This is a genomic window from Natronohydrobacter thiooxidans (assembly GCF_001884735.1).
Taxonomy (GTDB): Bacteria; Pseudomonadota; Alphaproteobacteria; order Rhodobacterales; family Rhodobacteraceae; genus Roseinatronobacter; species Roseinatronobacter thiooxidans_A.
This window is the reverse complement of record NZ_MJAP01000003.1, coordinates 312,354-335,939: the sequence shown is the minus strand read 5'-3', so window position 1 is coordinate 335,939 and position 23,586 is coordinate 312,354. Positions and strand designations below refer to the sequence as shown.

The window sequence follows — 23,586 nt, the reverse complement described above, 5'->3', positions numbered from 1 at the left end:
TGAGGTCAGGTGTGAACAGCTCACTACTCGCGGGACTCGGCGTAGGATCTGGACTTGTTCTGCTGGGATTTGTCGGCGCGACCGTGGTCTTTCCACCCCAGCCCGGCCCGGTCGCCCCGCCCCTTTCCGACAGTATCAGCCAGCCCGCCCCGGCCAGCCCGGAGCCGGAACTGGCTGACCCGGACCTGGCCGCGCCCGAAATCACTGAGTCCGAAATCACTGAGCCCGAAATCACTGAGCCCGAAAGCCCCGTCCCCGATCTTGCAGCGGAACCCGACACCACACCCGAAACGGACCGCGACGCCCCCTCGGACGCGCCCGACCCCGATTCCGCCCTGACCGAAGCCGCGCCCGAGCCGGAAACCCCCGCCGAGGACAGCACCGCCGCGCCCCGGCCCGATATGCCCGAGGAACCCAACGGCACCGCTGAACTGGCCGATGACATCGAGCCCACAGCGCCCCCGGCAGAGGTCACCGGCCCGCAGGCGCGCTTGCCCGCAGGCATGGTGCCAAGCCCCAGCCGCGAGGCGGGGCAGGGCCTGCCGCAGGTCACTGTGCCGCAGCTGCCCAGCTCTGACGCCGCCAGCCCCCCCGCCAGCGACGCCCCCGCAGCCGATGACAGCGACAGCGCCGCCCTGACTGAGGCGCCCCCCGCCACCCTGCCGGGCACGCGCATCTCCGGCCTGCCGCAGATCGGCGCAGGCGATCCCGCCGCGCCCGATGCTTCCGCCGAAGTGCCCGCGCCAGAGGCCGCCGCCATCCCTGCGCTGGAGCGCAATTCGCTCTATGACGGGGCCAGCACCGGGGCGCGCATGGCGCTTGTCCTCAGCGATCCCGGCCTGCCCATGGCCATGCGCCGCGCGCTCGCCGCGCTGGATTTCCCCGTCACCATTGCGCTCAACCCGCTCGACACCTCGGCCCCCGACGCCGCCGCAATCTACATGGAGGCGGGCAAGGAAGTCCTGATCCTCGCCACTTCTATCCCCGAGGGCGCCACGGCCTCGGATCTGGATGTGACCTTCAACGCCTATTTCGCCAGCCTGCCGATGGCCGTGGGCGTGATCGACCTGCCGCAAACCGGCTTTGCCCGCAATGCGCGCCTGCTGAACGAGGTGCTGCCGCTCCTGCGGCAGGACGGGCATGGGCTGGTCACATTCTCGGGCGGGCTGGCACAGGCCACACGCGCCGCGAGCGCTGCGGGCGTGCCCCATGCCGAAGTGTTCCGGGTCATCGATTCCGGCAATGACAGCGCCTTCACCATGCGCCGCTTCCTCGACCGCGCGGTGTTTCAGGCCAGCCAGATGGGGCAGGTGATCGTCTTTGGCGACGCCTCGAATGATGTGCTGATGGAAGCGATCACCATGTGGCGCGAGGGCAGCAGGCTCGATCAGGTGGCGCTGGTGCCGATTTCGGGTATTTTGCGCAACCTGCCGTAAGTCCGCCAGTTGACGCGAAGAGTGCATTGCGGACGGTCCAGGGCTCTCATAGACTTGTGGGGTTGTTTGGCTTCATGGGGCTTTGATGACAGTAGCGCGCCCGCATCCTCGACTTAAGTTATCGAAGCTCCGCGACATCGGCTGGACCCTCTGGGATCCAATAGGTCTGCTGTCGTCCGACGGACCTTTTTCCGGGCGATGGAGCGACGACGCAAACAGTGCGTTCGCCGACGAATACGACAGATACCTGATTTCTGCCGCCTCTCAGCTAAGGAGAGGCGAATCCCGCAGTCAGGTCGTCAGATACCTCGTGAACGTCGAAGCCGACTACATGGCGCTTGGAGAAGGCCCGACATCTCAAGAGCGCGCTGAAGCGGTCGTAGCGGCGATACTCGCAGACGAGAGTATCTGGACATGGCCTGATGAGCAGGGACGGTTCGCTCAGAACGACTGACCGGAAAGTCCCGCAGAACCGCCCCCCACTCTCGCCCAACTCCCCCCAGACCGCATTTCCCGTCTTGAAGCCCCACACACCCCGGTCTAGACCGGGGCGCGTGGCCGCTTGCTGGAACTGGTAGACAGACCGGACTTAAAATCCGTTGCTCGCAAGGGCGTGTGGGTTCGATTCCCACAGCGGCCACCAGCGCAGATCAGGGATTGATCCGTATCGGCGTGCCGTCGCGCACCATCGCATAGATATCCTCCATCTCCCGGTCCGTCACCGCGATGCAGCCCTCGGTCCAGTCGCCCCGCACCCGTTGGAAACGCGGCCCCTGCCCATGGATGAAGATATCCCCCCCCGGCTTCCAGCCATTCATCTCGGCATATTCGCGGTCCATCTCATTGGGATAGTCCAGCCCGATCGACAGATGGAAGGCGGAATTGGGGTTGCGCCGGTCGATGATGTAATCACCCTCGGGCGTGCGCCGGTCGCCTTCGCGCTGCTTGTGACCGACCGGGTTGCCGCCAAGCTGCACGTTGAAGCTGCGCAGCACCCGGTGGTGGTGAAGAAGATACATCCGCCGCTCGCCCTTGTTCACCACGATCTGGGTGACTTCGGGGCCATGATAGCTGCGGAACTTGCTCGGGGGTTTGCCACAGGATGCCAGTATGCCAACCAGCATCACTGCGACAAAAACGCGGAAGAAACCCATGTCACTGCCTCTGATTTTTTTCAAAGACAATGCCGCATTGCCGCGATTCTGCCAAGCATTTGCTGGGGCACTCACGAAGCTGTCATTCCGCAGGCGTGGTCTCTTTTTCCTTCTCCGCCGCCAGTCGCGCCTCGATGGAAGCAAGCCGTTTCAGCACCTCATCGCGGTAATCCGAGGTCGCCTGATTGCTCTCGGCAGCATGCGCATCCTGCATCGAATTGACGATCAGACCCACGAGCAGGTTCACCACCGCAAATGTCGTGACCATGATGAAGGGCACGAAAAACGCCCAGGCATAGGGATAGACCTCCATCACCGGGCGCACGATCCCCATTGACCAGCTCTCCAGCGTCATGATCTGGAACAGCGAATAGGCCGAATTGCCCAGATCCCCGAACCATTCGGGGAAACTGCCGGAAAAAAGCTTCGTCGCCATCACCGCGCCGATATAGAACAGCATCCCCATCAGCAGAAAGACCGAGCCCATCCCCGGCAGCGCCTTGATGAACCCCTCAACCACGCGGCGCAGATTGGGGCTGACCGAAACCACGCGCAACAGCCGCAGGATCCGCAGCGCGCGCAACACGCTGAATGTCTGCGCGCCGGGCATCAGCGAAATCCCCACGATCAGGAAATCAAACACATTCCAGCCCGAGCGCCAGAACTGCCCGCGCTGGGCATGGAATTTCAGCGCCAGTTCCAGCACGAAAATCGACAGGCAGAGCGTATCCAGCGCGATGATCAGCGGCCCCGCCACAGCCATGATCGTCCCCGAGGTCTCCATCCCCAGGAGCACCGCATTGAACAGGATCACCCCGATAATGCCATTGCGCACCCATGATTGATCCAGAAAGGCGGCGGTTCTTTCGCGGCTGAGCATGATCACTCCCTGATTTGGCGTCCTGCCCGCGCGATATGCTATCTCGTGAACCGCGCTGCAAGCTCCACATGCGGCGAGAACCGAAATTGATCGACCATCTGCACCCAGTCCAGCCGGAAACCGCCCTGAATGAGCGTTTTCGCATCACGCGCGAATGTCACCGGATTGCACGACACGGCCGCGATCCGCCCGATACCCGACCCCGCAAGCGCGGCGGATTGCGCTTCCGCGCCCGCGCGCGGCGGGTCGATCACGGCGGCGTCAAACCGTGCCAGATCTTCGGGCAGGACCGGGTTGCGGAAGAGATCGCGCGCCTCATGGCTCACCCGCTTCACCCCCTGCGCCCCCCGCCAGCCCTGATCCAGCGCCGCAAGCATCGCGCCATCGCCTTCGACCGCATGCACTTCCGCGCGTTGGGCGAGCGGCAGCGCGAATGTCCCGCAGCCCGCAAACAGATCCACAATCCGCCCGGCATCGCCCACAGCCTCTGCAACCGCCGCCTGCAAGGCGGCCTCGGCATCTTTCGTCGCCTGCAGGAATGCGCCCGGCGGCGGCATCACCAGCGCAGGCCCGATCCGCTGCAGCGGCGGGCGTGCTTGGGCAATCACTTCACCCTCCCAGGCCAGCCGCGCCAGCCCCGACTGGCCCGCCCATGCGCCCAGTTCGGCCCGCAACGCCCCGTCCAGTGGCTTCCCGCCCGAGACCGCCAGATCCAGCCCCGCCTCGGAAGCAGTCAGCGCCAGCCCCAGCGCGGTCTTGCGCGACCCGAAGCGCGCGGTCAGATCTTCCAAAAGCGGTAGACCCGCGATCAGATCAGGATGCAGGATCAGACAGTCCGGCACCGCCGTGATCACATCCGACCCGCGCGCATGAAACCCCACCAGCGCGCCCTTTTTCAGCCGCCGCCCGGAAAACCCCGCCCGCCTGCGCGTGCCCAAGGCAGAGATATGGGCGGTGCGAAACGCGGCCTCGATCCCCTGCGCGGCCAGCGCCTGCCGGATCACGCCCTCTTTCCATTCGGCCACGAAATCGGCCCGCGCATGCTGCAGCGCACAGCCGCCGCAGGTGCGGTAATGCGGGCAGGGCGGTTTCACCCGCAGCACCGAGGGCGTCACGATCCGCGCCGCCTCCATCCGCCCCGCGACCACCTCGCCCGCCACCACCTCACCCGGCAGCGCGCGCGGCACGAAAACCGGCCCTTCGGCAATACCATCGCCCTGATGGCCCAGCCGCGTGATCGTGACTTCCATCACAGCGCCCGCGCGGGCGAGAACGCATAGCCATCGGGCGACAGGATCGTGGCCTCGCGCAGCCCATGCGGCTTGTCGCGCGGCGCTTCCAGCACCGTGTCAGGCTCGGCGCGCGCAACAGCCGCATCCGGGTCGATCCCGAACAGATAGAACTGCGTCCCACCCCCGCGCGGGGCGGCTTCCGGCACCAGCCCCAGCAAAGGATGCGCGCCGAAAGTCCCGTCCGAATGCAACTGAAAGACCATCTCGCCATGCTGGACAATGGCGAAATCCGCACTCAGCCGGTGCAGCTGCAGCCCGAAGACCTCGCGCAGAAACCCCGCCATCGCCGCCACATCGCGGCATAGCAGATTGACCCCCAGCCCGCGCAGCGACCGGCCAAACGCATCCGCCGCAATCGTGTCAAATTCGCTCATGCCTCTTCCGCATCATAGCCCAGAAACCCGCCCGATTGCCGCGCCCAGAACCGGGCATAGGTGCCCCCCCCGGCCAGCAATTCGTCATGCGTGCCCTGCTCGATGATATGGCCCTCGTCAAGCACGATGATCCGGTCAAGCTGCGCAATCGTCGACAAGCGATGCGCAATCGCCAGCACTGTCTTGCCTGTCATCAGCGGCTCAAGGGCTGCCTGCACCGCCGCTTCCACCTCGGAATCCAGCGCCGATGTCGCCTCGTCCAGCACCAGAATCGGCGCATCCTTCAGGAATGCCCGCGCCAGCGCGATCCGCTGGCGCTGCCCGCCCGAGAGCCGCACCCCGCGTTCGCCCAGATGCGCCTCATAGCCGCGCCGCCCCTCATGATCCTGCAGGCCAAGGATGAACTCATGCGCCTCTGCCGCCTTCGCGGCGGCCTCGACCTCGGCCCGCGTGGCATCGGGCCGCCCGTAGCGGATATTCTCATAGGCCGAGCGGTTGAACATCGCCGTTTCCTGCGTGACCATGGCGATATTGCGCCGCAGGCTTTCCTGCGTCACCTCGCGCAGATCCACCCCGTCCAGCGTGATCCGCCCGGCCTCGACATCATAGAGCCGGAGTAGCAGCGCCACGAGCGTCGATTTCCCAGCGCCAGAGGCTCCCACGATCCCGATCTTCTCGCCCGGCGCGATGCTCAGGTTCAGCCCTTCAACCCCGCCCGCCTGCCGCCCATAGGCGAAATCCACGCCCTCGAAGCGCACATCCCCGCGCACCCGCCCCAGATCGCGCGCGCCATCCGCATCGCGCAGATCCACCGGTTTGGTGAGGGTTTTCATCCCGTCCTCGACCTCGCCCAGATTGCCGTAAATCCCCATCAGCACGAAACTGACCCAGCCGGTCATCTGCGCAATGCGGATCGCCACCGCGCCCGCCGCCGCAATCGCGCCGGGCGTTGCCTGTCCCAGCGTCCACAGCCACAGCGTCCCCCCGATCAACAGCACCGGCAAGACCCCCGCACAGAGCATCAGCCAGAAGCGGAACGAGGCCTGCACCGCGCCGAACTCCACCGCGCGGTCGCGAAACACCCCCATCGCATTCAGCGCCGCGCGATCCTCGAATGCGGCATGGGCAAACAGCTTCACCGTCTTGATATTGGTGATCGTATCGACAACCTGCCCGCTGACCTGCGCCCGTGCCCCCGCCCGCGCGCCCGAGGTCTTGCGCACCTGCGGCAGGAAATACCGGATCAGCCCGAAATAAAACACCATCCAGACCCCCAGCGCCAGCGCGATCCGGCTGTCAATCGTCAGCAGCAACACGACCGAGCCCAGAATCGAGGCCAGCGCAAAGGCCATGGTGTTGATCGTCTCATTGGCAACTTCGGTCAGCGCGCGCGCCGTCTGCACCTGTTTCTGCGCAATACGCCCCGCGAAATCATTGTCAAAAAACGTGACCGGCTGGCCCAGCGTCCAGCGGTTCAGCCGCGATTGCACCAGCACATAGATATTGGGCTGCACCACGATCGTATTCGCGGCTGACGACAGGCCAAAGGCCAAGGGCCGCAGGACCACGAAAAACACCACAAACCCCAGGATCAGCCACAGATGCGTGGCGATAAACTCCGCAGGCCCGGTTTCCACCGCCGCATCAATGATCAACCCCAGGAGCAGCGCCGAGATCACCTCGGTCGTGCCCACAACCGCCGAGATGACCCCCGCGACCAGCAACACCGGCCAGGCCCCGCTGACCGCCCACAGGATAAAGGCCCACAGGCTGCGCGGCGGCTCAGTCTGCGCAGGCTGGAACGCATCAATCAACCCCGCCAGCCGCTGCGCTGCGCCGGGTTTCATCTCCTTGGTCTCTGTGGTTTTCTGCAGCACGCGCACCCCCGATCCTGCGCCAGATATAGGCGCGGGCAGGGCGGAAGGCCAGTCAGCCCAGCAGCGCCGCCCGGTCCAGGCGGAAATCCGACGCGATCCAGCGCGCCTCTGCCTCTTTCAGCCTTGCCCCCAGCGCAGGCCCTTCCAGCCCCGGCAGATCGCGCGCCCGCAGCGGGAACCGTGCCTGCGCGCCGCGCGCAATCTCGACCTGCCAGCCCGCGCGCAGGGGCGTCTCGAACAGCGCCGCCCGCGCCAGCACCACATCCGCAGCCAGATCCTGCCCCAGCCGGTAGCCCAGTTCCGCCGCAGGCTGCAGCGTCTCCAGCGCGGCGCGCGCCTTGTCCAGCCCCCGCGCCTCGACCCGCGTCAGCCGCAACCGGGCGATCTCGCCCCCCAGCACCAGAAGCCGCCGCAGAAAGCGCGGCGCAAGCCCGTCTTCCAGATGCACCAGCACCGGCAGCGCGTGCGGATCTGCCCCCGGCAAAACCTGCGCCAGAACCCCCGCCTGCGCCATCGCGGCGACCGCAGGTGCCGGATCACGCGCCGACAGAAGCTTGCGCATCTCCGCCCCGATCCGTTCCGCCGAGAGCCGCGCCATCCCCTCCGCACCTGCCGCACAGGCCGCCAGTGCTCCCGCATCCAGCCCCGCCTCCGGGTCGCCATATTGCGCATGAAAGCGGAAAAACCGCAGGATGCGCAGGTAATCCTCACGGATCCGCTGGTCCGCATCGCCGACAAACCGCACCCGCCGCGCCTGCAGATCGTTCAGCCCGCCCAGCGGGTCAAGCACCACCCCATCCGCCCGCGCATAAAGCGCGTTCATGGTGAAATCCCGCCGCGCCGCATCCTCGGCCAGATCGGTCGAGAACGCCACCGTCGCGCGCCGCCCATCCGTGTCGAGATCGGCGCGGAAGGTCGTGACCTCGAACCCCTCACCACCGACCACCAGCGTCACCGTGCCATGCTCGATCCCCGTCGGCACCGCGCGCAGCCCCGCAGCTTCGGCCAGCGCCACCACCCGCTCGGGCCGCGCATCGGTCGCGATATCAATATCCGTGACCGCCAGCCCCATCAGCGCATTGCGCACGCAGCCCCCCACGACCAGCGCCTGATGCCCCGCATCCGACAGCAGCCCCAGCACCGTCTGCGTGCCGGGCTCCGCCAGCCAATCCGCCGTGATCCTCATGACCCCACCCGATCCGCGAGCCCGCGCAAAATCCGCGCCGTCGCCCCCCAGATGTAATAAGGCCCATAGGGCACGACATAGTAATTCCGCCATGTCCCCCGCCAGATCCGCCGCTCGACCCGGAACTGACGCGGATCCAGCAGATGCGCCAGCGGCGCCGCAAAAACCTCTGCCACTTCGCCCGGATCGGCGCGCGGGGTGAAATCGCGGGTAATCTCGGCCAGAACCGGCGTCACCTGATAGCCCGTGACCGTCTCATGCGGGGGCAGGGCGCCAAGGATCTCAACCGCATCACCGGGCAGGCCGATCTCTTCCTCGGCTTCGCGCAGCGCCGTCGCCACCAGATCAGGATCGCCCGCATCCTGCCGCCCCCCCGGAAAGGCGATCTGCCCCGGATGGTGCCGCAGATGCGAGGCGCGCTTGGTCAGCACCACCCGCGTCTCGCCCGCGACCCGCGACACCCCCACCAGCACCGCCGCCGGACGCAAGATGCGCCCCTCGGGCAGAACCGTGCCGGGGTTCAGGTCGTAATCGCTTGAGGGCCGCGCCCCGCGCGCAAGCCCCGCGCGCAGTGCCTCCAGCGGATCAGGCGCCATCACCACCCGCCTCAAACCCCAGCGAGGCCGGGTCCATCACATAATGCGCCCCGCAGAACTGGCAATCCGCCGTGACCGTGCCCTCGGGCGTGGTCATGGATCGGATATCCTTGGCCGAATAGATCGACAGGCTCTGGCGCACCTTGTCCTCAGAGCAGGAACAGCCGAAATGCACCGCCTGCGGATCATAGACCCGCGGCGCTTCCTCATGAAACAACCGGAACAGCAGATCCGGCGGCTGCACCTTCGGCCCGATCAGCTCCAGCTCCTCGACCGTATCCAACAGCAGATTAGCCCGGTTCCAGTCCTCGCTGATCGCCTCACGCTCGCGTGGTGTGGCCCCCGAGGCTTGCGGCATATGCTGCACCATCACCCCACCCGCGCGCCATTTCTCCGGCTGGCCGGGCAGGGTGGCCCGCCCGAAACTCAGCGCAAACCGCGTCGGCAATTGCTCGGATTGCGCGAAATAGGCTTCGGCACAATCCGAGAGCGAGCGCCCGGCAATCGGCGTGATCCCCTGATAGGGCGTCATATCCGGGCCCTGATCGATCAGGATTGCGAAATACCCATTGCCGATCTGCGGAAATCCTGGCCCGTTCAGATCCAGCCGGTCCTTGTCGAAACTCGCATAGGCCCGGATACGTGCGGGCGCGCCCTCGGTCTCGGGAGCGTAATAATCCGTGGCGATCAGCCGCGCCGGCCCATCGCCGCGCACCTGAATCGACAGCTTCCAGCGCAGCTTGATCGTCTGCCCGATCATCGCGGTCAGCAGCGCGGCCTCGGCCACCAGCGCCTCGATCACCGGCGGATAGTCATGGCGCATCAGCACCCGCTCCAGCGCGGTGTCCAGCCGCGCGACGCGCCCGCGAATATCACTATGGTCCAGCTGGAACGGCAGCACAGTGTCATCCCAGGCGATCTGTCCGCCAAAACTCATCTCATTCCCCTTGCAGGTCGCGGCGCCGCCGCCGTCATCGGCCCCTCATATAGGCATTCGCGCCGAGCCGCCAAGCGCGAAGCGCCCGCGCCGTGCCGGGCAAGGCCCGCCGATAGGGGGCACGGCCCCCGATCCCGCCAAAAAAGCGCGCAACCGAGAGCCAGAGCGCAAGCCGCCCGGCCCGGCACCACAGCACGCAGTGGAATGCCCATCCGACGCATTCCCCCCCCCGCCCGGTGAAACCGCGCCCGGAAGCATGGGCGACGCAGGGTCAAGCGGCAGCAGCCTCCTGGACTGACCCGCGATTCCCGCTCCACTCCGCCGCGGAAATGGGCGCAGCGCAGGGCCAGGGCACAGCATCTCCCCGACCGATAAGCCCCAGCTTGGCGCTCAGCGCAGCGTCGCGCAGGCAACCGCCCCCGCGCGCGTCGATGCGCCGGGAGCAGAAGGCCGACGCAGGCCCCGCCAACCCGCTGCCCCCGCGCGCGGCAACGCGCCGTGGCCGGGAAGACCGGCGGAGGCCCCATCGAACCAACCGCCCCCACGCGCGCCAACCCCCTCTGGTCCCGGACCCTCACCCGCCGGGGCGGCGCTCAGCCTCTTGCGCGCGTCTTCGCTCGTGCCCGCCCCCTAGCGTCCGGCAGGGGCCTCGGCGGCATGCAGATATTCCAGCAAGGCCCCCGAGACATCATCGTCAAACTCTTCCTTTCCCGACCATGTGGTCAGCTCCCATTTCAGCGCGTCCAGAAATTCCGCCCCCTGAATCCGCGCGAGCTTGCGCAGGGTGCGCTCCAGCCCCTCTTCGCCATATTCCTCGCCCGCCAGATTGGCGCATTCGGTGATCCCGTCCGAATAGAGCAGCAGCCGGTCGCCGGGCATCAGCTGCGTCTCGATGGTGGCATAATCCGCCTGCGGGATCAGCCCGATGGGCAGACCCCCTTCGCCCAGAAACTCGACCTGCCCATCCGCGCGTTGCAGCGCGGGGTGAGGGTGGCCCGCCTGCACCAGCTTCACCACGCCCGAGCGCAGGTCGAGATCGGCATAGGCGATGGTCAGATAGGTTTCAGTCTCGAACTCATCGAGCATCAGCGCATTGATCCGGCTGGCCACCACATGCGGCGGCAAGGCTTTGGTCATGCCCGTGGCCGGGTCGCGGCTCAGCGCGATATTCTGGTTGCGGTCGCCGCCGGTGAACAGCCCCGCGATCCGCGCCCCCAGCATCGCGGCGGCGACCCCATGCCCCGCGACATCGATCGCATAGATCCCGATCCGCGCCTCGTCGATGGCAAAAGTTCCCACCATATCCCCGCCGACATGGCCCGAGGATTGCAGCAAGAGCGACAGGCGGCTGCCGGAATAATCATGATGGCGCTTGCGGATCAGCGATTGCTGCAGGCGGCGCGCCTGCATCAGATCGCGGTCCAGCGCGTCATAGAGCTTCTGCAACTCCTCCAGCGCCGCGCGCAATTCCTCGTTCTGGCGGCGCGCCTGCGCTTCGGCCCGGCGCGCGGCGTCGTGCGCGGCATGCAATTCGGTCACATCCACCCGCAGGCTGACCCGGCCGCCATCGGCGGTGCTGCGCTCGACGATCTGCAAAACGCGCCCGTCTTCCAGTTTCTGGCGGGTGCGCGCATGGGCCAGCGGCATGCTCAACCTTTCGCGCAGCCAGGCTTCCTCGCGCCCGCGCGCCTCCGGATATTGGCCCTGCGCGAGCCCGTAGCGCAGGATATCCTCATAGCAGGCCCCCTCGACCAGCGCCGGCGCGCTCAGCGGATAGAGTTCGCGAAACCGGTCATTGGCCAGCACCAGACGATCCTCGGCATCGTAATAGACAAAGGCATCATCCAGCGCCTCGACCGCGGCGACAAGCTGGCCGCGGGCCGTGCGTACCTCGCGCTCCATCGCCAGCAGCCGTTCGCCTGCATTGATCCGCGCGCGCAATTCCGCTGGCGAGACCGGCTTCGAGAGGAAATCATCGGCCCCGACATCCAGCCCCTCGGCCACCGCATCCTTGTCATTCTTCGAGGTCAGCAGAATGAAGTAACTGTATTGCGCGCGCGTCAGGGACCGAAAGGCACTGCAGAATTCCAGCCCGTCCATGCCGGGCATGATCCAGTCCGACAGGATCAGATCGAAATGTGTGGTCGCGCAGCGCTCCAGCGCTTCCAGCCCGGTGCCCGCTTCCTCGGTCTGGTAGCCCCATTTCTGCAAATGCCGCGCGAAGATGATCCGCTGCGCGCGGCTGTCATCCACGATCAGCGCGCGCCGCTCAGGCTGGCGCGAAAGCGCCTGTTCCTTCATTTCCTGTCGCACATGCTCAACCCGTTTCCAGCCTGCAGCCGCTCACCTGGTTATCGTAGTCCGGAATTAAGGTTCGGTGAAAGAATAAAATCTGATACTCTTTGACGAATGATGCTAAGGCTTGGTTAGCGCATCCCGGCTAGCGTGATGCACACCACAGTGACGGAATGGAACATGATCAACTGGGCGCGACTGGCGGAACTTTACGAGGATTTCGGCGAAGACGGCATTGCCGAAGTGGTGGAAATCTTCCTCGAAGAGGTCGGGCAGGCGCAGGAGCGGCTTCTGGCCACCGAGGATTCGAAAGCCCTGCGCGACGAATTTCACTTTCTCAAGGGGGCGGCGCTCAATCTCGGATTTGACGAGATCGCGGCGCTTTGCGCAACGGGCGAACAGCGCGCCACCGAAGGGCGCGACTGCAGCGAAGAAAAAGCACAGCTGGCGCTGCTTCTGCCCCGGACCTGCGCTGTCTTCGCCCGCGACTGGCGCATGCGCATGGCCGGATAGAGCATGCCCGCGCAAAACTGGTCTCCGGTTTTGCGCATCAAAACATGCGACCACAGTAAGTTATAGCGGGGCGCATGAATGCCAATGAATGCAACCCGCTATAGGCCCGCGCGCGCCCGCGCTCAGATCACGAAACCCGCGATCACATCGTCATCGGTGATATCGGTAAAGGTGAATCCGGTCGCCGCGATCCGCGCAAACAGGGTTTCGAAATTCTCCGGCCGCGCGGTCTCGATCCCGATCAGGACCGTGCCGAAATTGCGCGCGGTCTTTTTCAGATATTCAAACCGCGCGATATCATCCTCCGGCCCCAGCGTTTCCAGAAAATCGCGCAAGGCCCCCGGTCGCTGCGGCAGGCGCAGCATCAGGTATTTCTTGGTCCCCTGATGGCGCATCGCGCGTTCCTTGACCTCGGGCAGGCGCTCGAAATCGAAATTCCCGCCCGAGGTGACGCAGACCACTGTCCGGCCCGCGACCTGATCCGCCAGATTGGGCAGCACATCGACCGACAGCGCGCCCGCCGGTTCCAGCACGATGCCCTCGACATTCAGCATCTCCAGCATGGTCACGCAGATCCGGTTCTCCGGCGCGATCAGCAGATGCGCCGGGTCCACATCGCGCAATTCGGCGAAGGTCAGCCCCCCGATCCGCGCGACCGAGGCCCCGTCCACGAAACTGTCCAGCCCGCTCAGCGTCACCGGCGCCCCCGCCGCCAGCGCCGCCTGCAGGCTCGCGCCCCCGGCAGGCTCGACATAGCGCAGCGCGCGCGCGGCACCGGTCTCGCGCAGATAGCGCGTGACGCCTGCACTCAGCCCGCCCCCGCCCACGGGCAGAATCACCATATCCGGCGCGCGCCCCAGTTGCGCCAGCATCTCGACCGCGACACTGGCCTGCCCCTCGATCACATCGGCATCGTCAAAGGGCGACAGGAAATGCGCCCCCTCTTCGGCGCAGAACCCCTGCGCCGCCGCCAGCGACTGGTCGAAAATATCCCCCACCAGCCGGATCTCGACCATCTCGCCGCCAAAGCTGCGGGTTTTCATGATCTTCTGCTGCGGCGTCGTCACCGGCATGAAGATCGTGCCGCGCATGCCGAAATGACGACAGGCAAAGGCCACGCCCTGCGCGTGATTGCCCGCACTCGCGCAGACGAAATGGCGGCTTTCGGGATGCGCCTCCAGCCGCTTGCGCATCGCGCTGAAGGCCCCGCGGATCTTGTAGCTGCGCACCGGGCTCAGATCCTCGCGCTTCAGCCAGATATCCGCCCCGAACCGCTCTGACAGATGGTCATTGCGCAACAGGGGCGTCGGCGGGAACAATTCCCGCAGCGCGGCTTCCGCTGCCTGCGCGGCCTCGACAAACCCGCTCACGCCTGCACCCATTGCGCCAGCCGCGCCCGGATCGCACTGGGCATGGGCGCCGCGCGCCGCGTGGCCGGGTCGAACATCACTTCCACCACCTCATAGCGCGCATGTTCCGCGCCGCTCTCGGCATGGCGCATCGAGAAGCCAAGCGTGCAGCTTTTCGTCCCGATCCGCGCCACCGCCCCGGTGATCACCACCAGATCCCCCGCTGTCAGTTCCTTCACGAAACTCGTGCGCGCCTCGGCTGTCACCATATGCAGCCCATGCACTTCCTGCATCATCGCATAGCCCAGCCCCATCCGCGCCCAGATGTGATAGACCGCATCATCGAAAAACGGCGCGTAATGGCGCACATTCATATGTCCGAAATGATCCAGATGCCACGGATGGATTACCCCCCGTCCCAGTTCCAGCGCCTCTTGCATCGCATCCCTCCGCTTTTGCCCCAGCCTTAGCACATCCCGGCCCCGCGCATAGCCCCGCGGCCCTTGCAGCAGCACCATGAACGCAATAGACGAGAGCGCAACAGAGCCATTCAACCCCGGAGTCCCCATGTCCGCCACCAAACGCGCCCCGAAGAAAGTCGTGCTTGCCTATTCCGGCGGGCTTGACACCTCGATCATCCTCAAATGGCTCAAGACCGAATATGACTGCGAGGTCGTGACCTTCACCGCCGATCTGGGGCAGGGCGAAGAACTGGAGCCCGCGCGCGAGAAGGCGCTGATGCTGGGGATTCCGGCGGAAAACATCTTCATCGAGGATCTGCGCGAGGAATTCGTGCGCGATTTCGTCTTTCCGATGTTCCGCGCCAATGCGGTCTATGAAGGGCTCTACCTGCTCGGCACCTCGATCGCCCGCCCGCTGATCTCCAAGCGTCTGGTCGAGATTGCAGAGGCGACCGGCGCCGATGCCGTGGCCCATGGCGCCACCGGCAAGGGCAATGATCAGGTCCGGTTCGAACTTTCCGCCTATGCGCTCAACCCCGAAATCAAGGTGATCGCGCCCTGGCGCGAATGGGATCTGACCTCGCGCACCCGGCTTCTGGAATTCGCCGAGGCCAATCAGATCCCCATCGCCAAGGACAAGCGCGGCGAAGCGCCGTTCTCAGTCGATGCGAACCTGCTTCACACCTCATCCGAGGGCAAGGTGCTGGAAAACCCCGCCGATGACGCGCCCGATTACGTCTTCCAGCGCACCGTCCATCCCGAAGACGCGCCCGACCAGCCCGAAATCATCGAAATCAGCTTCGAGAAGGGCGACGCCACCGCGATCAATGGCGAGCCCATGTCCCCCGCCACCATCCTCACCGCGCTTAACGAGTATGGTCGCAAACACGGCATCGGGCGGCTCGATTTCGTCGAGAACCGCTTCGTCGGCATGAAATCGCGCGGAATCTATGAAACACCGGGCGGGACAATCCTGCTGGAGGCCCATCGTGGTATCGAACAGATCACGCTCGATTCGGGCGCTGGCCATCTGAAGGATTCGATCATGCCGCGCTATGCCGAACTCATCTATAACGGCTTCTGGTTCTCGCCCGAACGCGAGATGCTGCAGGCCCTGATCGACAAGAGCCAGGAACATGTCACCGGCACTGTGCGGCTGAAACTCTACAAGGGCCATGTGCGCACCATCGGGCGCTGGTCGGATCACAGTCTCTATTCGGAAGCCCATGTCACGTTTGAGGAAGATGCAGGCGCTTACGATCAGAAAGACGCCGCAGGCTTCATCCAGCTCAACGCGCTGCGCCTGAAACTGCTCGCCGCCCGCAACCGCCGGGTCAAGGGCTAAGCCACAGGCATTTTCTTGCCCCAAATACTCCCGCCGGAGGCGACCGCGCCTCTGGCCCCCCGCCACAGAAAGGGCCCGCCATGACCAGTCCCGTTGTCCTGTGCATCCTCGATGGCTGGGGCCTCTCGCCCGCGCGTGAAGGCAATGCCGTGGCCCAGGCCGCGACCCCCAATTTCGACCGGGTGATGCGCGACTGTCCCAATGCGACGCTGATCACCCATGGTCCCGATGCGGGTCTGCCCTCGGGCCAGATGGGCAATTCCGAAGTGGGCCATACCAATATCGGCGCCGGTCGCGTGGTCGCGATGGATCTGGGCCAGATCGATCTCGCGATCGAGGACGGCTCTTTCGCCACCACCCCCGCCATCCAGTCGTTTGTTGAAAAACTGCAAGCGACCAAGGGCACGGCCCATGTTTTCTCAGTGGTTTCCGATGGCGGCGTGCATGGCCATGTTGAACATTTGAAAGCCACCATCGCCGCGCTCGGCGCGCGGAACATCCCGGTCGTGATCCATGCCATCACCGACGGGCGCGATGTCGCCCCGAAATGCGCCGATCAGTTCCTGCGCGATCTGGGCAGCCATCTGAGCGAGCGGATCCGCATCGGCACCGTGATCGGGCGCTACTGGGCGATGGATCGCGACAATCGCTGGGACCGGATCGAGCGCGCCTATAGCGCCATCATCCGCGCCGAAGGCGCGCGCGCAGCCTCCGGGGCCGAGGCCGTCGCCGCCGCCTATGCCCGCAATGAAAGCGATGAATTCATCGCCCCCACAGTCATCAACGGCTATACCGGCGCCAAGCCCGGCGACGGGTTCTTCTGCCTCAATTTCCGCGCCGACCGCGCCCGCGAAATCCTCGCCGCCCTTGGAGCGCCGAGTTTCAACGGTTTTGACCGCGGCCAGCCCCCGGCATGGTCCGCGCTTCTGGGCATGGTCGAATATTCCGATGCCCATAACGCCTTCATGGCCACCGTCTTTCCCAAACGCGCCATCGCCAACACGCTGGGCGCATGGGTGGCGCAGCAGGGCCTGCGCCAGTTCCGGCTGGCCGAAACCGAGAAATACCCGCATGTGACCTTCTTCCTCAATGGCGGCAAGGAAGACCCGGAACCCGGCGAGGACCGCCATATGCCGCAAAGCCCCAAGGTCGCGACCTATGATCTGGCCCCGGAAATGGCCGCCGCCGAGGTGGGCGCGAAACTCGTTGAGGTGATCAATGCCCGCTATGACCTGATCGTGGTCAATTTCGCCAATCCCGATATGGTGGGCCATACCGGCGATCTCGCCGCCGCCTGCCGCGCGAATGAAGCCGTCGATGCCCAGCTTGGCGCCGCCCTTGAGGCGCTCAAAGGGCAGGGCGGCGCGATGCTGCTCACCGCCGATCACGGCAATTGCGAAACCATGATCGACCCCGACACCGGCGGCGCCCATACCGCGCATACGCTCAACCCGGTGCCGGTGGTGCTGATCGGCGGGCCAGAGGGCGCGCGTCTGCGCGATGGCCGTCTGGCCGATATCGCGCCCACGGTGCTCGCGCTGATGGGGCTTGAACCCCCGCCCGAGATGACGGGCCAAAGCCTGATCGAGCGCTGATGCGGCGCGGGCTTGCCCTTGCCGCCTGCCTGATCTGGGCCAGCGCCGCGCAGGCCGACCCGGCAGAACGCGCCACCACCGCCGCCCGCGCGCTGGAGGCCGCGACCGCAGCCATGCAGGAAGCGACCGGCGGGCGCGACCAGATCACTGCCCTCAGTCAGACCATTCAGGCCTATGAGGAGGGGCTGGTCTCGCTGCGCGACGGCTTGCGCGAAGCGCAACTGCGCGAGGCCACGCTCACCCGCCGCTTCTCCGCCGATGCCGCCCGCGTGACGCGGCTGCTCAGCGTGCTCATGGCGACCGAGCGCGTCGATGACAGTCTGGCCCTTGTCCATCCCGAAGGCGCGCTTGCCACTGCCCGCGCGGCCATGCTTTTGGGCGACGTGACCCCGGCACTGGCCCGCGATGTGGCCGAATTGCGCGACGCGCTCGACGATCTGCGCGCGCTGCGCCGCGCGCGGCAATTCGGGCTTCTCGCGCTCGAACAGGGGCTTGTCGCCGCGCAGGAGGCCCGCATCGCGCTGGCACAAGCCATCTCTGATCGCGGCCCCTTGCCGAAACGGCTGGTCGACGACCCCGAGCAACTCGCCATGCTCGCGCTCAACGCCGCCACGCTCGACGATTTCGCGCAGGAATTGCAGCAGGGCGACGCGCTGCGCCATGACACCCCCACTGCCGGTTTCCGCGACGCGCGCGGCAGCCTGCCTTCGCCGGTGCGCGCCACGCTCCTGCACGGGTTCAACCAGCCCGATGCCGCCGGGATCACCCGGCAGGGCGTGATCCTCGCCACCGCCCCCAAGGCGCTGGTCACAGCGCCATGGTCCGCGACCGTGCGCTATTCCGGCCCGCTGGCCGGGCATGGACAGGTCGTCATTCTCGAACCGGCAGAGGGCATTCTCATGGTCCTCTCGGGCCTTGGCGCGACTCTGGTCGAGACTGGCGAGATCCTGCCCGCAGGCGCGCCACTGGGCAGCATGCCCGCCGCTCAGCAATCCGAGAGCGCCTCTGGTATCCGCAGTGAAACACTCTATTTTGAGTTGCGCGAGAACGGAAACCCCATTGACCCGGCGTCCTGGTTCGCCTTCACTGGGGGCTGACAGGCACCGGCAGGACAGGGTATGCGCAGGCGGGGCAGGCGCTAGGGGCTGGCCAGAATAGGATGATGGAATGAACAGATTCGTGATGGCGGCAATCGGCGGGATCATGGGCGGCGCGATTCTGGCGACGCAGGTGGCCGCTCCGCTTCTGGCGCAGGAACGCGGCAATGCGACCTCGGTCTACGAGCAGCTCGACCTGTTCGGCGAAGTCTTTGAGCGCATCCGCAGCCAATATGTGGACGAACCCGATACCGCCAAACTGGTCGAGGCCGCGATCAACGGCATGCTGATGTCGCTCGACCCGCATTCGGGCTATATGGCCCCGGATGATTTCGACGATATGCGCACCCAGACGCGCGGCTCTTTCGGGGGCCTGGGGATCGAGGTGACGCAGGAAGACGGGTTCATCAAGGTCGTCACCCCCATGGACGGCACCCCTGCCGACAAGGCAGGTGTTGAACCCGGCGATCTGATCACCCATGTCGATGGCGAATCCGTGCTGGGCCTGACGCTTTCGCAGGCCGTGGACATGATGCGCGGCCCGGTGGGCTCAGAGATCATCATCACCGTGGTGCGCGAAGGCACGGCAGAGCCCTTTGACCTCTCGATCATCCGCGACACGATCCGGCTGCAGGCCGTGCGCACCCGGATCGAGGGCGATATCGTCGTGCTGCGCCTGACCACCTTTAACGAACAGACCTATCCTACGATGCGCGAAGAACTGGACGGCGCGATCGAAGAACTGGGCGGGCTGGAGCATCTCGGCGGCGTGGTGCTCGATCTGCGCAACAATCCCGGCGGGCTGCTGACTCAGGCGATCCGCGTCAGCGATGCCTTTCTCGAACGCGGCGAGATCGTCTCTACCCGTGGCCGCGACGAAGGCGCGGGCGAGCGTTTCAATGCGCAACCGGGCGATCTGATCGAGGGGCTGCCGCTGGTGGTGCTGATCAATGGCGGTTCGGCCTCGGCCTCTGAAATTGTCGCAGGCGCGCTGCAGGATCACCGCCGCGCGATAGTCGTCGGCACCCGCAGCTTCGGCAAGGGCTCGGTCCAGACCGTCATGCCGCTGCGCGGCGATGGCGCGATCCGGCTGACCACCTCGCTCTATTACACCCCCTCGGGCCGCTCGATTCAGGCGCTGGGCGTCTCGCCCGATATCATGGTGGAACAACCCCGCCGCGCGCCCATCGAAGAAGCCGATGAAGAGCCGCGCCCCTCACGCTCGGAAAATGACCTGCGCGGACGGCTCGACAATCGCGGCATGTCCGAGGATGAACAGCGCCAGATGGATGAGGAACGCCGCAAGGCCGAGGAAGTCGCCCGCCTGCGCAAGGATGACTACCAGCTGGCCTATGCGCTCGACATCCTGCGCGGGCTGTCGGCCCTGAACGGCCAGTGATGACGCCGGAACAGGTGGCAATGCTGCCCTATCGCCCCTGCGTGGGCGTGATGATGATCAACCCCGAAGGGTTGATCTTCGCCGCCCAGCGCATCGACAGCCCCACCCCCGCCTGGCAAATGCCGCAAGGCGGCATTGATCCGGGCGAAAATCCCGGCCTTGCGGCGCTGCGCGAGCTGGAAGAGGAAATCTCGGTCCCGCCCACACTGGTCGCGCCGCTCGCGGAAACCGCCGACTGGCTGACCTATGATCTGCCCCCCGAAATGGTGCCGACCATCTGGGGCGGGCGCTTTCGCGGCCAGAAACAGCGCTGGTTCCTGATGCGCTATCTGGGCGGCGACGATCAGATCAATCTCGCCACCGAACATCCCGAATTTTCCGAATGGCGCTGGATCGGCGCGGCAGAGATGCTCGACGCCATCGTGCCCTTCAAGCGCCAGACCTACGCAGAGGTGATTGACCAGTTCCGCGACTGGCTGGCCTGATCCGCGCTTTTCGCTGCATCAGCCCTGTAAAACAGCGCCCGGCCTTGCTATATGCATCCCTCAGACCCCATAGCCAGAGGCCACGATGTCCACCACCGCCCCCATCACGCAGGATGTGCTGACGATCCCGCGCAAATTGTCGGCAACCGGCAAGATCAATCTTGTGGGCCTGACGCGCGCGCAACTGGCAGAGACCCTGATCGCCCATGGCACGCCCGAGAAACAGGCGAAAATGCGCGTGGGCCAGATCTGGCAATGGATCTATCACTGGGGCGTGCAGGATTTCGGCGCGATGACCAATCTCGCCAAAGCCTATCGCGCGGAACTGGCCGAGCATTTCGAGATTGCGCGGCCTGAAATCGTCACCCGCCAGATCTCCGACGATGGCACCCGCAAATATCTCTTGCGCATTGCAGGCGGGCACGAGGTCGAAGCCGTCTATATCCCCGAAGAAAATCGCGGCACGCTCTGCATTTCCAGCCAGGTCGGCTGCACGTTGACCTGCTCCTTCTGCCATACCGGCACGCAGAAACTGGTGCGCAACCTGACGGCGGCGGAAATCGTGGGGCAGGTGCTGGTCGCACGCGATGATCTGGGCGAATGGCCCCAGCCCGGCGCCCCGAAAGATGAGACCCGCCTTGTCAGCAATGTGGTGCTGATGGGCATGGGCGAGCCGCTTTATAATTTCGACACTGTGCGCGACGCGATGAAAGTGGTGATGGATGGCGAGGGGCTCTCGATCTCGCGCCGCCGCATCACGCTCTCCACCTCGGGCGTGGTGCCAGAGATTGCCCGCACCGCGACCGAGATCGGCTGCCTGCTCGCGATCAGCTTCCACGCCACCACCGACGAGGTGCGCGACCAATTGGTGCCGATCAACAAACGCTGGAATATCAAGACGCTGCTGGATGCGCTGCGCGACTATCCGCGCCTGTCGAATTCCGAGCGCATCACCTTTGAATATGTCATGCTCAAGGACGTCAATGACAGCGACGCCGATGCGCGCCGGTTGGTCAGGCTGATCGCGGGCATCCCCGCCAAGATCAACCTCATCCCCTTCAACGAATGGCCCGGCGCCCCCTATCAGCGCTCGGACTGGGCGCGGATCGAGGCTTTTGCCGATATCGTCCACAAGGCGGGCTATGCCTCGCCGATCCGCACGCCCCGCGGCGAGGATATCATGGCCGCCTGCGGGCAGTTGAAATCCGCGACCGAGCGCGGGCGCAAATCGCGCGCGGAAATCGCGGCAGAAGCGGGGGGGTAGGCAATGGAAGTCGTACTTATCGAAGGCTATGCGAACGCAGGGAAAAGCACACTTGTCAGGTGTTTGAGCGGAATCGGGAATGCTCAGCATATCCACGCAAACTGCAGGAACGTGTTGCAGCTTGATTGGATAAATCCGAAAAAAAAGCAAAATACTTTGGTATTAGCAAGCTCTTTGAACGAGGGCATCACTCAGGCCGACGCTGAAGAATATACTCCGGTGAGTACAGAAAGCCTAGGTGCTGCGATACCGCCATGGCAAGTTGAAGATCTTTTGGATTCTTATCAAGCTACTTGTCAGGCAGAAAAAGCTATTTTGTGTATCTCCGCTACAGCCTTGATTAGAAATAAAAATTGGAATGCTCAAGCTTATGCTGATCACATCACCAATAATAACGGTGGTTTCGGGAAACACCCCGTGACCCATGTGGTTTCCTTGACCAGCAATCCTGTGCCATTGCCGCTTTTCAACGCTGCCAACAATTTGATGATTCCAGCAGCACAGTTTCCGGCGCGACCGAACATCACTCGAAATGCGCTGGCATTTCAGGTGCGGCCATTCATCAATTTAGTTTAGGGTGTGAAAGATGCCGCTCGTGCTTCTGATCGTTGTCGGGGCCTTGGCAGGCGTGGTCGCCACACGCCTGATGCGCATGAACACGGACCTGCCCACGGCAATGGTGATCGGCGTGTTGGGCGCGGTGATCGGCGGGCTGGGCTTTCGCTTCCTGATGACCTCGGCAGGCTGGATCGGGGCTTTCGTGATCGCGCTTCTGGGCTCGCTCGCGCTGCTCTGGATCTGGCAGAAATATCAGGGGCGGCGGTGAGTAAGGTGCGTGCTAGAGCCTCGCACCCTACCTGAGCCCCCTCACTCCCCCGGCCGCTTCAGGCTGAACACCTCTTCCACCACTGCATAATCGCGATAGCCGCAACGCGCCAGCGGGCGGAAACGGGTGATATCGAACACCCCATCCACCAGACAATCCTCGCGCAGATGCACCCCTACCACCTCGCCCAGCACCAGAAAATTCGCCACCCCCTCCAGCGTCACGATCTGCGTCATCCGGCATTCCAGCGCCGCAGGCGCATCCGCCACGCGCGAGGCGGCGATCATCCGGCACTCCTCGCGCGCGATCCCGGCGCGGTCGAACTCATCCACCTCGCGCGGCCAGGGGCCTGAACTCATATTCATCGCGTCCCGCGCCGCAAATTCCACGATATTGACGCAGAACACCCCCGTCTCGCGGATATTGGCCACCGAATCCTTGGTGCCCTCGCGATCCGGTTTGGTGCTGGTCGAGGCAAACATCACCTGCGGCGGCACATAGGCCACGGCATTGAAGAACGAATAGGGCGCAAGATTCTCGCTCCCATCCGCGCCCCGCGTCGAAATCCAGCCAATCGGGCGCGGGGTCACGATGGCATTGAACGGGTTATGCGGCAGGCCGTGGCCCTGCCGTGGCTCATAGAACATATCCGGTCTCCGATCTGTTTGCGTGCACCCTAACGCCATGCTAGGGGCGCTGCCAGCAAGTCTTGGGCCGGGGACAGTCGATGCAGCTCACGGAAGAAACCCCCGCCGACTGGTGGGAAGTCGAGGCGCTCTATGACCTCTGTTTCGCGCCGGGCCGCGAGGCGCTTTCCTCCTACCGGCTGCGCGACGATGTACCCCCGGTCGCGCCCCTCTGCCTGCTATTGCGGAGCGAAGATGGCATCGCCGCCGCGATCCGCTTCTGGCCCGTGCGCGTGGGCGGGGCCGAAGTGCTGCTGCTCGGCCCCATCGCCGTCCACCCCACCCATCAGGGCGAGGGCCTGGGCGGCTGGCTCATGCGCGAAAGTCTGGCCCGCGCGGGCGCGCTCGGCTGGACCCGCGTGCTGCTGGTGGGCGACGCGCCCTATTACAGCCGTTTCGGCTTCGGGCTGCTGGAAAATGTGCGCATGCCACCGCCCACCAACCCCGCCCGCGTGCTGGGTCTGGCGCTGGTGCCGGGGGCCTGGGACGGGATCTCGGGCGATGTGACGAAATTCACCGAAATATCGGAAAAGTGACAG

At 65.2% G+C, this 23,586-nt stretch carries 24 protein-coding genes and 1 tRNA gene; 13 read left to right on the top strand and 12 right to left on the bottom strand.

The annotated features are described in order from the left end of the window. The first annotated feature begins 11 nt into the window (after positions 1–11). The 3 genes from BG457_RS04175 (at position 12) to BG457_RS04165 (ending at position 2,079) form a co-directional block, all read left to right on the top strand. On the top strand, positions 12–1,436 hold the full coding sequence (locus tag BG457_RS04175; protein ID WP_139257541.1) for a divergent polysaccharide deacetylase family protein: 1,425 nt from the start codon (positions 12–14) through the stop codon (positions 1,434–1,436). An 85-nt stretch (positions 1,437–1,521) separates the two neighbouring features. Continuing rightward, the gene (locus BG457_RS04170; protein ID WP_071795732.1) at positions 1,522–1,890 is read left to right on the top strand and encodes a hypothetical protein; all 369 of its coding nucleotides are present in this window, start codon (positions 1,522–1,524) and stop codon (positions 1,888–1,890) included. 102 nt (positions 1,891–1,992) lie between these two features. Then, a tRNA-Leu gene (locus BG457_RS04165) sits at positions 1,993–2,079 on the top strand. A gap of 7 nt (positions 2,080–2,086) precedes the next feature. On the opposite strand, the gene BG457_RS04160 is transcribed toward BG457_RS04165, so the two are convergent. The 9 genes from BG457_RS04160 to BG457_RS04120 all read right to left on the bottom strand — a co-directional run bounded on the left by BG457_RS04160 (position 2,087) and on the right by BG457_RS04120 (position 12,045). Beyond that, positions 2,087–2,590 (bottom strand): L,D-transpeptidase family protein, encoded by a 504-nt coding sequence (locus BG457_RS04160; RefSeq protein ID WP_071795731.1) that lies wholly within the window; start codon positions 2,588–2,590, stop codon positions 2,087–2,089. Positions 2,591–2,672: 82 nt separating this feature from the next. Next, on the bottom strand, positions 2,673–3,470 hold the full coding sequence (locus BG457_RS04155; RefSeq protein ID WP_071795730.1) for an ion transporter: 798 nt from the start codon (positions 3,468–3,470) through the stop codon (positions 2,673–2,675). Positions 3,471–3,508: 38 nt separating this feature from the next. Next, positions 3,509–4,720, bottom strand: coding sequence for a class I SAM-dependent RNA methyltransferase (locus BG457_RS04150; RefSeq protein WP_071795729.1), 1,212 nt, complete (start codon positions 4,718–4,720; stop codon positions 3,509–3,511). Then, entirely contained in the window at positions 4,720–5,136 is a 417-nt protein-coding gene (locus tag BG457_RS04145) for a VOC family protein (protein WP_071795728.1), read from the bottom strand. Before BG457_RS04145 ends, BG457_RS04150 begins: the two co-directional genes overlap by 1 nt. After that, positions 5,133–6,983, bottom strand: coding sequence for an ABC transporter ATP-binding protein (locus BG457_RS04140; RefSeq protein ID WP_071796048.1), 1,851 nt, complete (start codon positions 6,981–6,983; stop codon positions 5,133–5,135). The genes BG457_RS04145 and BG457_RS04140 overlap by 4 nt, the downstream gene beginning before the upstream one ends. 82 nt (positions 6,984–7,065) lie before the next feature. Continuing rightward, positions 7,066–8,199 (bottom strand): CCA tRNA nucleotidyltransferase, encoded by a 1,134-nt coding sequence (locus BG457_RS04135; protein ID WP_071795727.1) that lies wholly within the window; start codon positions 8,197–8,199, stop codon positions 7,066–7,068. Beyond that, positions 8,196–8,795 carry a CoA pyrophosphatase gene (locus BG457_RS04130; RefSeq protein ID WP_071796047.1) on the bottom strand — a complete coding sequence of 200 codons (600 nt, stop codon included), beginning with the start codon at positions 8,793–8,795 and terminating at the stop codon, positions 8,196–8,198. Before BG457_RS04130 ends, BG457_RS04135 begins: the two co-directional genes overlap by 4 nt. After that, positions 8,785–9,732, bottom strand: coding sequence for an Hsp33 family molecular chaperone HslO (gene hslO, locus BG457_RS04125; RefSeq protein ID WP_071795726.1), 948 nt, complete (start codon positions 9,730–9,732; stop codon positions 8,785–8,787). The genes BG457_RS04130 and hslO overlap by 11 nt, the downstream gene beginning before the upstream one ends. A gap of 630 nt (positions 9,733–10,362) precedes the next feature. After that, on the bottom strand, positions 10,363–12,045 hold the full coding sequence (locus tag BG457_RS04120) for a SpoIIE family protein phosphatase (RefSeq protein ID WP_139257540.1): 1,683 nt from the start codon (positions 12,043–12,045) through the stop codon (positions 10,363–10,365). A 135-nt stretch (positions 12,046–12,180) separates the two neighbouring features. Between BG457_RS04120 and BG457_RS04115 the strand changes: the two genes are divergently transcribed. After that, entirely contained in the window at positions 12,181–12,540 is a 360-nt protein-coding gene (locus BG457_RS04115; protein ID WP_071795724.1) for an Hpt domain-containing protein, read from the top strand. Positions 12,541–12,662: 122 nt separating this feature from the next. Here BG457_RS04115 and ilvA read toward each other — a convergent pair whose 3' ends face one another. Next, a complete protein-coding gene (gene ilvA, locus BG457_RS04110; protein ID WP_071796046.1) occupies positions 12,663–13,910 on the bottom strand; it encodes a threonine ammonia-lyase IlvA in 1,248 nt (415 codons plus the stop codon). Further along, positions 13,907–14,458: an acyl-CoA thioesterase gene (locus BG457_RS04105; RefSeq protein ID WP_084657456.1), complete on the bottom strand. Its 552-nt coding sequence runs from the start codon at positions 14,456–14,458 to the stop codon at positions 13,907–13,909. The genes ilvA and BG457_RS04105 overlap by 4 nt, the downstream gene beginning before the upstream one ends. On the opposite strand from BG457_RS04105, the gene BG457_RS04100 reads away from it, so the two are divergent. From BG457_RS04100 to BG457_RS04070, 8 genes are all read left to right on the top strand, one after another. Beyond that, positions 14,457–15,695, top strand: coding sequence for an argininosuccinate synthase (locus BG457_RS04100; RefSeq protein ID WP_071795723.1), 1,239 nt, complete (start codon positions 14,457–14,459; stop codon positions 15,693–15,695). The genes BG457_RS04105 and BG457_RS04100 overlap by 2 nt on opposite strands. Before the next feature lie 80 nt (positions 15,696–15,775). Then, positions 15,776–17,290 (top strand): 2,3-bisphosphoglycerate-independent phosphoglycerate mutase, encoded by a 1,515-nt coding sequence (gene gpmI / locus BG457_RS04095; RefSeq protein WP_071795722.1) that lies wholly within the window; start codon positions 15,776–15,778, stop codon positions 17,288–17,290. Next, positions 17,290–18,387 carry a murein hydrolase activator EnvC family protein gene (locus tag BG457_RS04090; protein ID WP_071795721.1) on the top strand — a complete coding sequence of 366 codons (1,098 nt, stop codon included), beginning with the start codon at positions 17,290–17,292 and terminating at the stop codon, positions 18,385–18,387. The genes gpmI and BG457_RS04090 overlap by 1 nt, the downstream gene beginning before the upstream one ends. A 70-nt stretch (positions 18,388–18,457) precedes the next feature. Then, positions 18,458–19,786: a S41 family peptidase gene (locus BG457_RS04085; RefSeq protein ID WP_071795720.1), complete on the top strand. Its 1,329-nt coding sequence runs from the start codon at positions 18,458–18,460 to the stop codon at positions 19,784–19,786. Then, entirely contained in the window at positions 19,786–20,271 is a 486-nt protein-coding gene (locus BG457_RS04080) for an RNA pyrophosphohydrolase (RefSeq protein ID WP_071795719.1), read from the top strand. Before BG457_RS04085 ends, BG457_RS04080 begins: the two co-directional genes overlap by 1 nt. Before the next feature lie 85 nt (positions 20,272–20,356). After that, entirely contained in the window at positions 20,357–21,535 is a 1,179-nt protein-coding gene (gene rlmN / locus BG457_RS04075) for a dual-specificity RNA methyltransferase RlmN (protein WP_071795718.1), read from the top strand. Positions 21,536–21,538: 3 nt separating this feature from the next. After that, a complete protein-coding gene (locus BG457_RS19825; RefSeq protein ID WP_139257538.1) occupies positions 21,539–22,111 on the top strand; it encodes a hypothetical protein in 573 nt (190 codons plus the stop codon). Between the two features lie 10 nt (positions 22,112–22,121). Continuing rightward, positions 22,122–22,361 (top strand): GlsB/YeaQ/YmgE family stress response membrane protein, encoded by a 240-nt coding sequence (locus BG457_RS04070; RefSeq protein WP_071795717.1) that lies wholly within the window; start codon positions 22,122–22,124, stop codon positions 22,359–22,361. Positions 22,362–22,402: 41 nt separating this feature from the next. Here the strand turns inward: BG457_RS04070 and BG457_RS04065 are convergent, their stop codons facing one another. Beyond that, positions 22,403–23,008, bottom strand: coding sequence for a flavin reductase family protein (locus BG457_RS04065; protein ID WP_071795716.1), 606 nt, complete (start codon positions 23,006–23,008; stop codon positions 22,403–22,405). A gap of 80 nt (positions 23,009–23,088) precedes the next feature. On the opposite strand from BG457_RS04065, the gene BG457_RS04060 reads away from it, so the two are divergent. Beyond that, positions 23,089–23,583 carry a GNAT family N-acetyltransferase gene (locus BG457_RS04060; protein WP_071795715.1) on the top strand — a complete coding sequence of 165 codons (495 nt, stop codon included), beginning with the start codon at positions 23,089–23,091 and terminating at the stop codon, positions 23,581–23,583. The last annotated feature ends 3 nt before the right edge of the window (positions 23,584–23,586 follow it).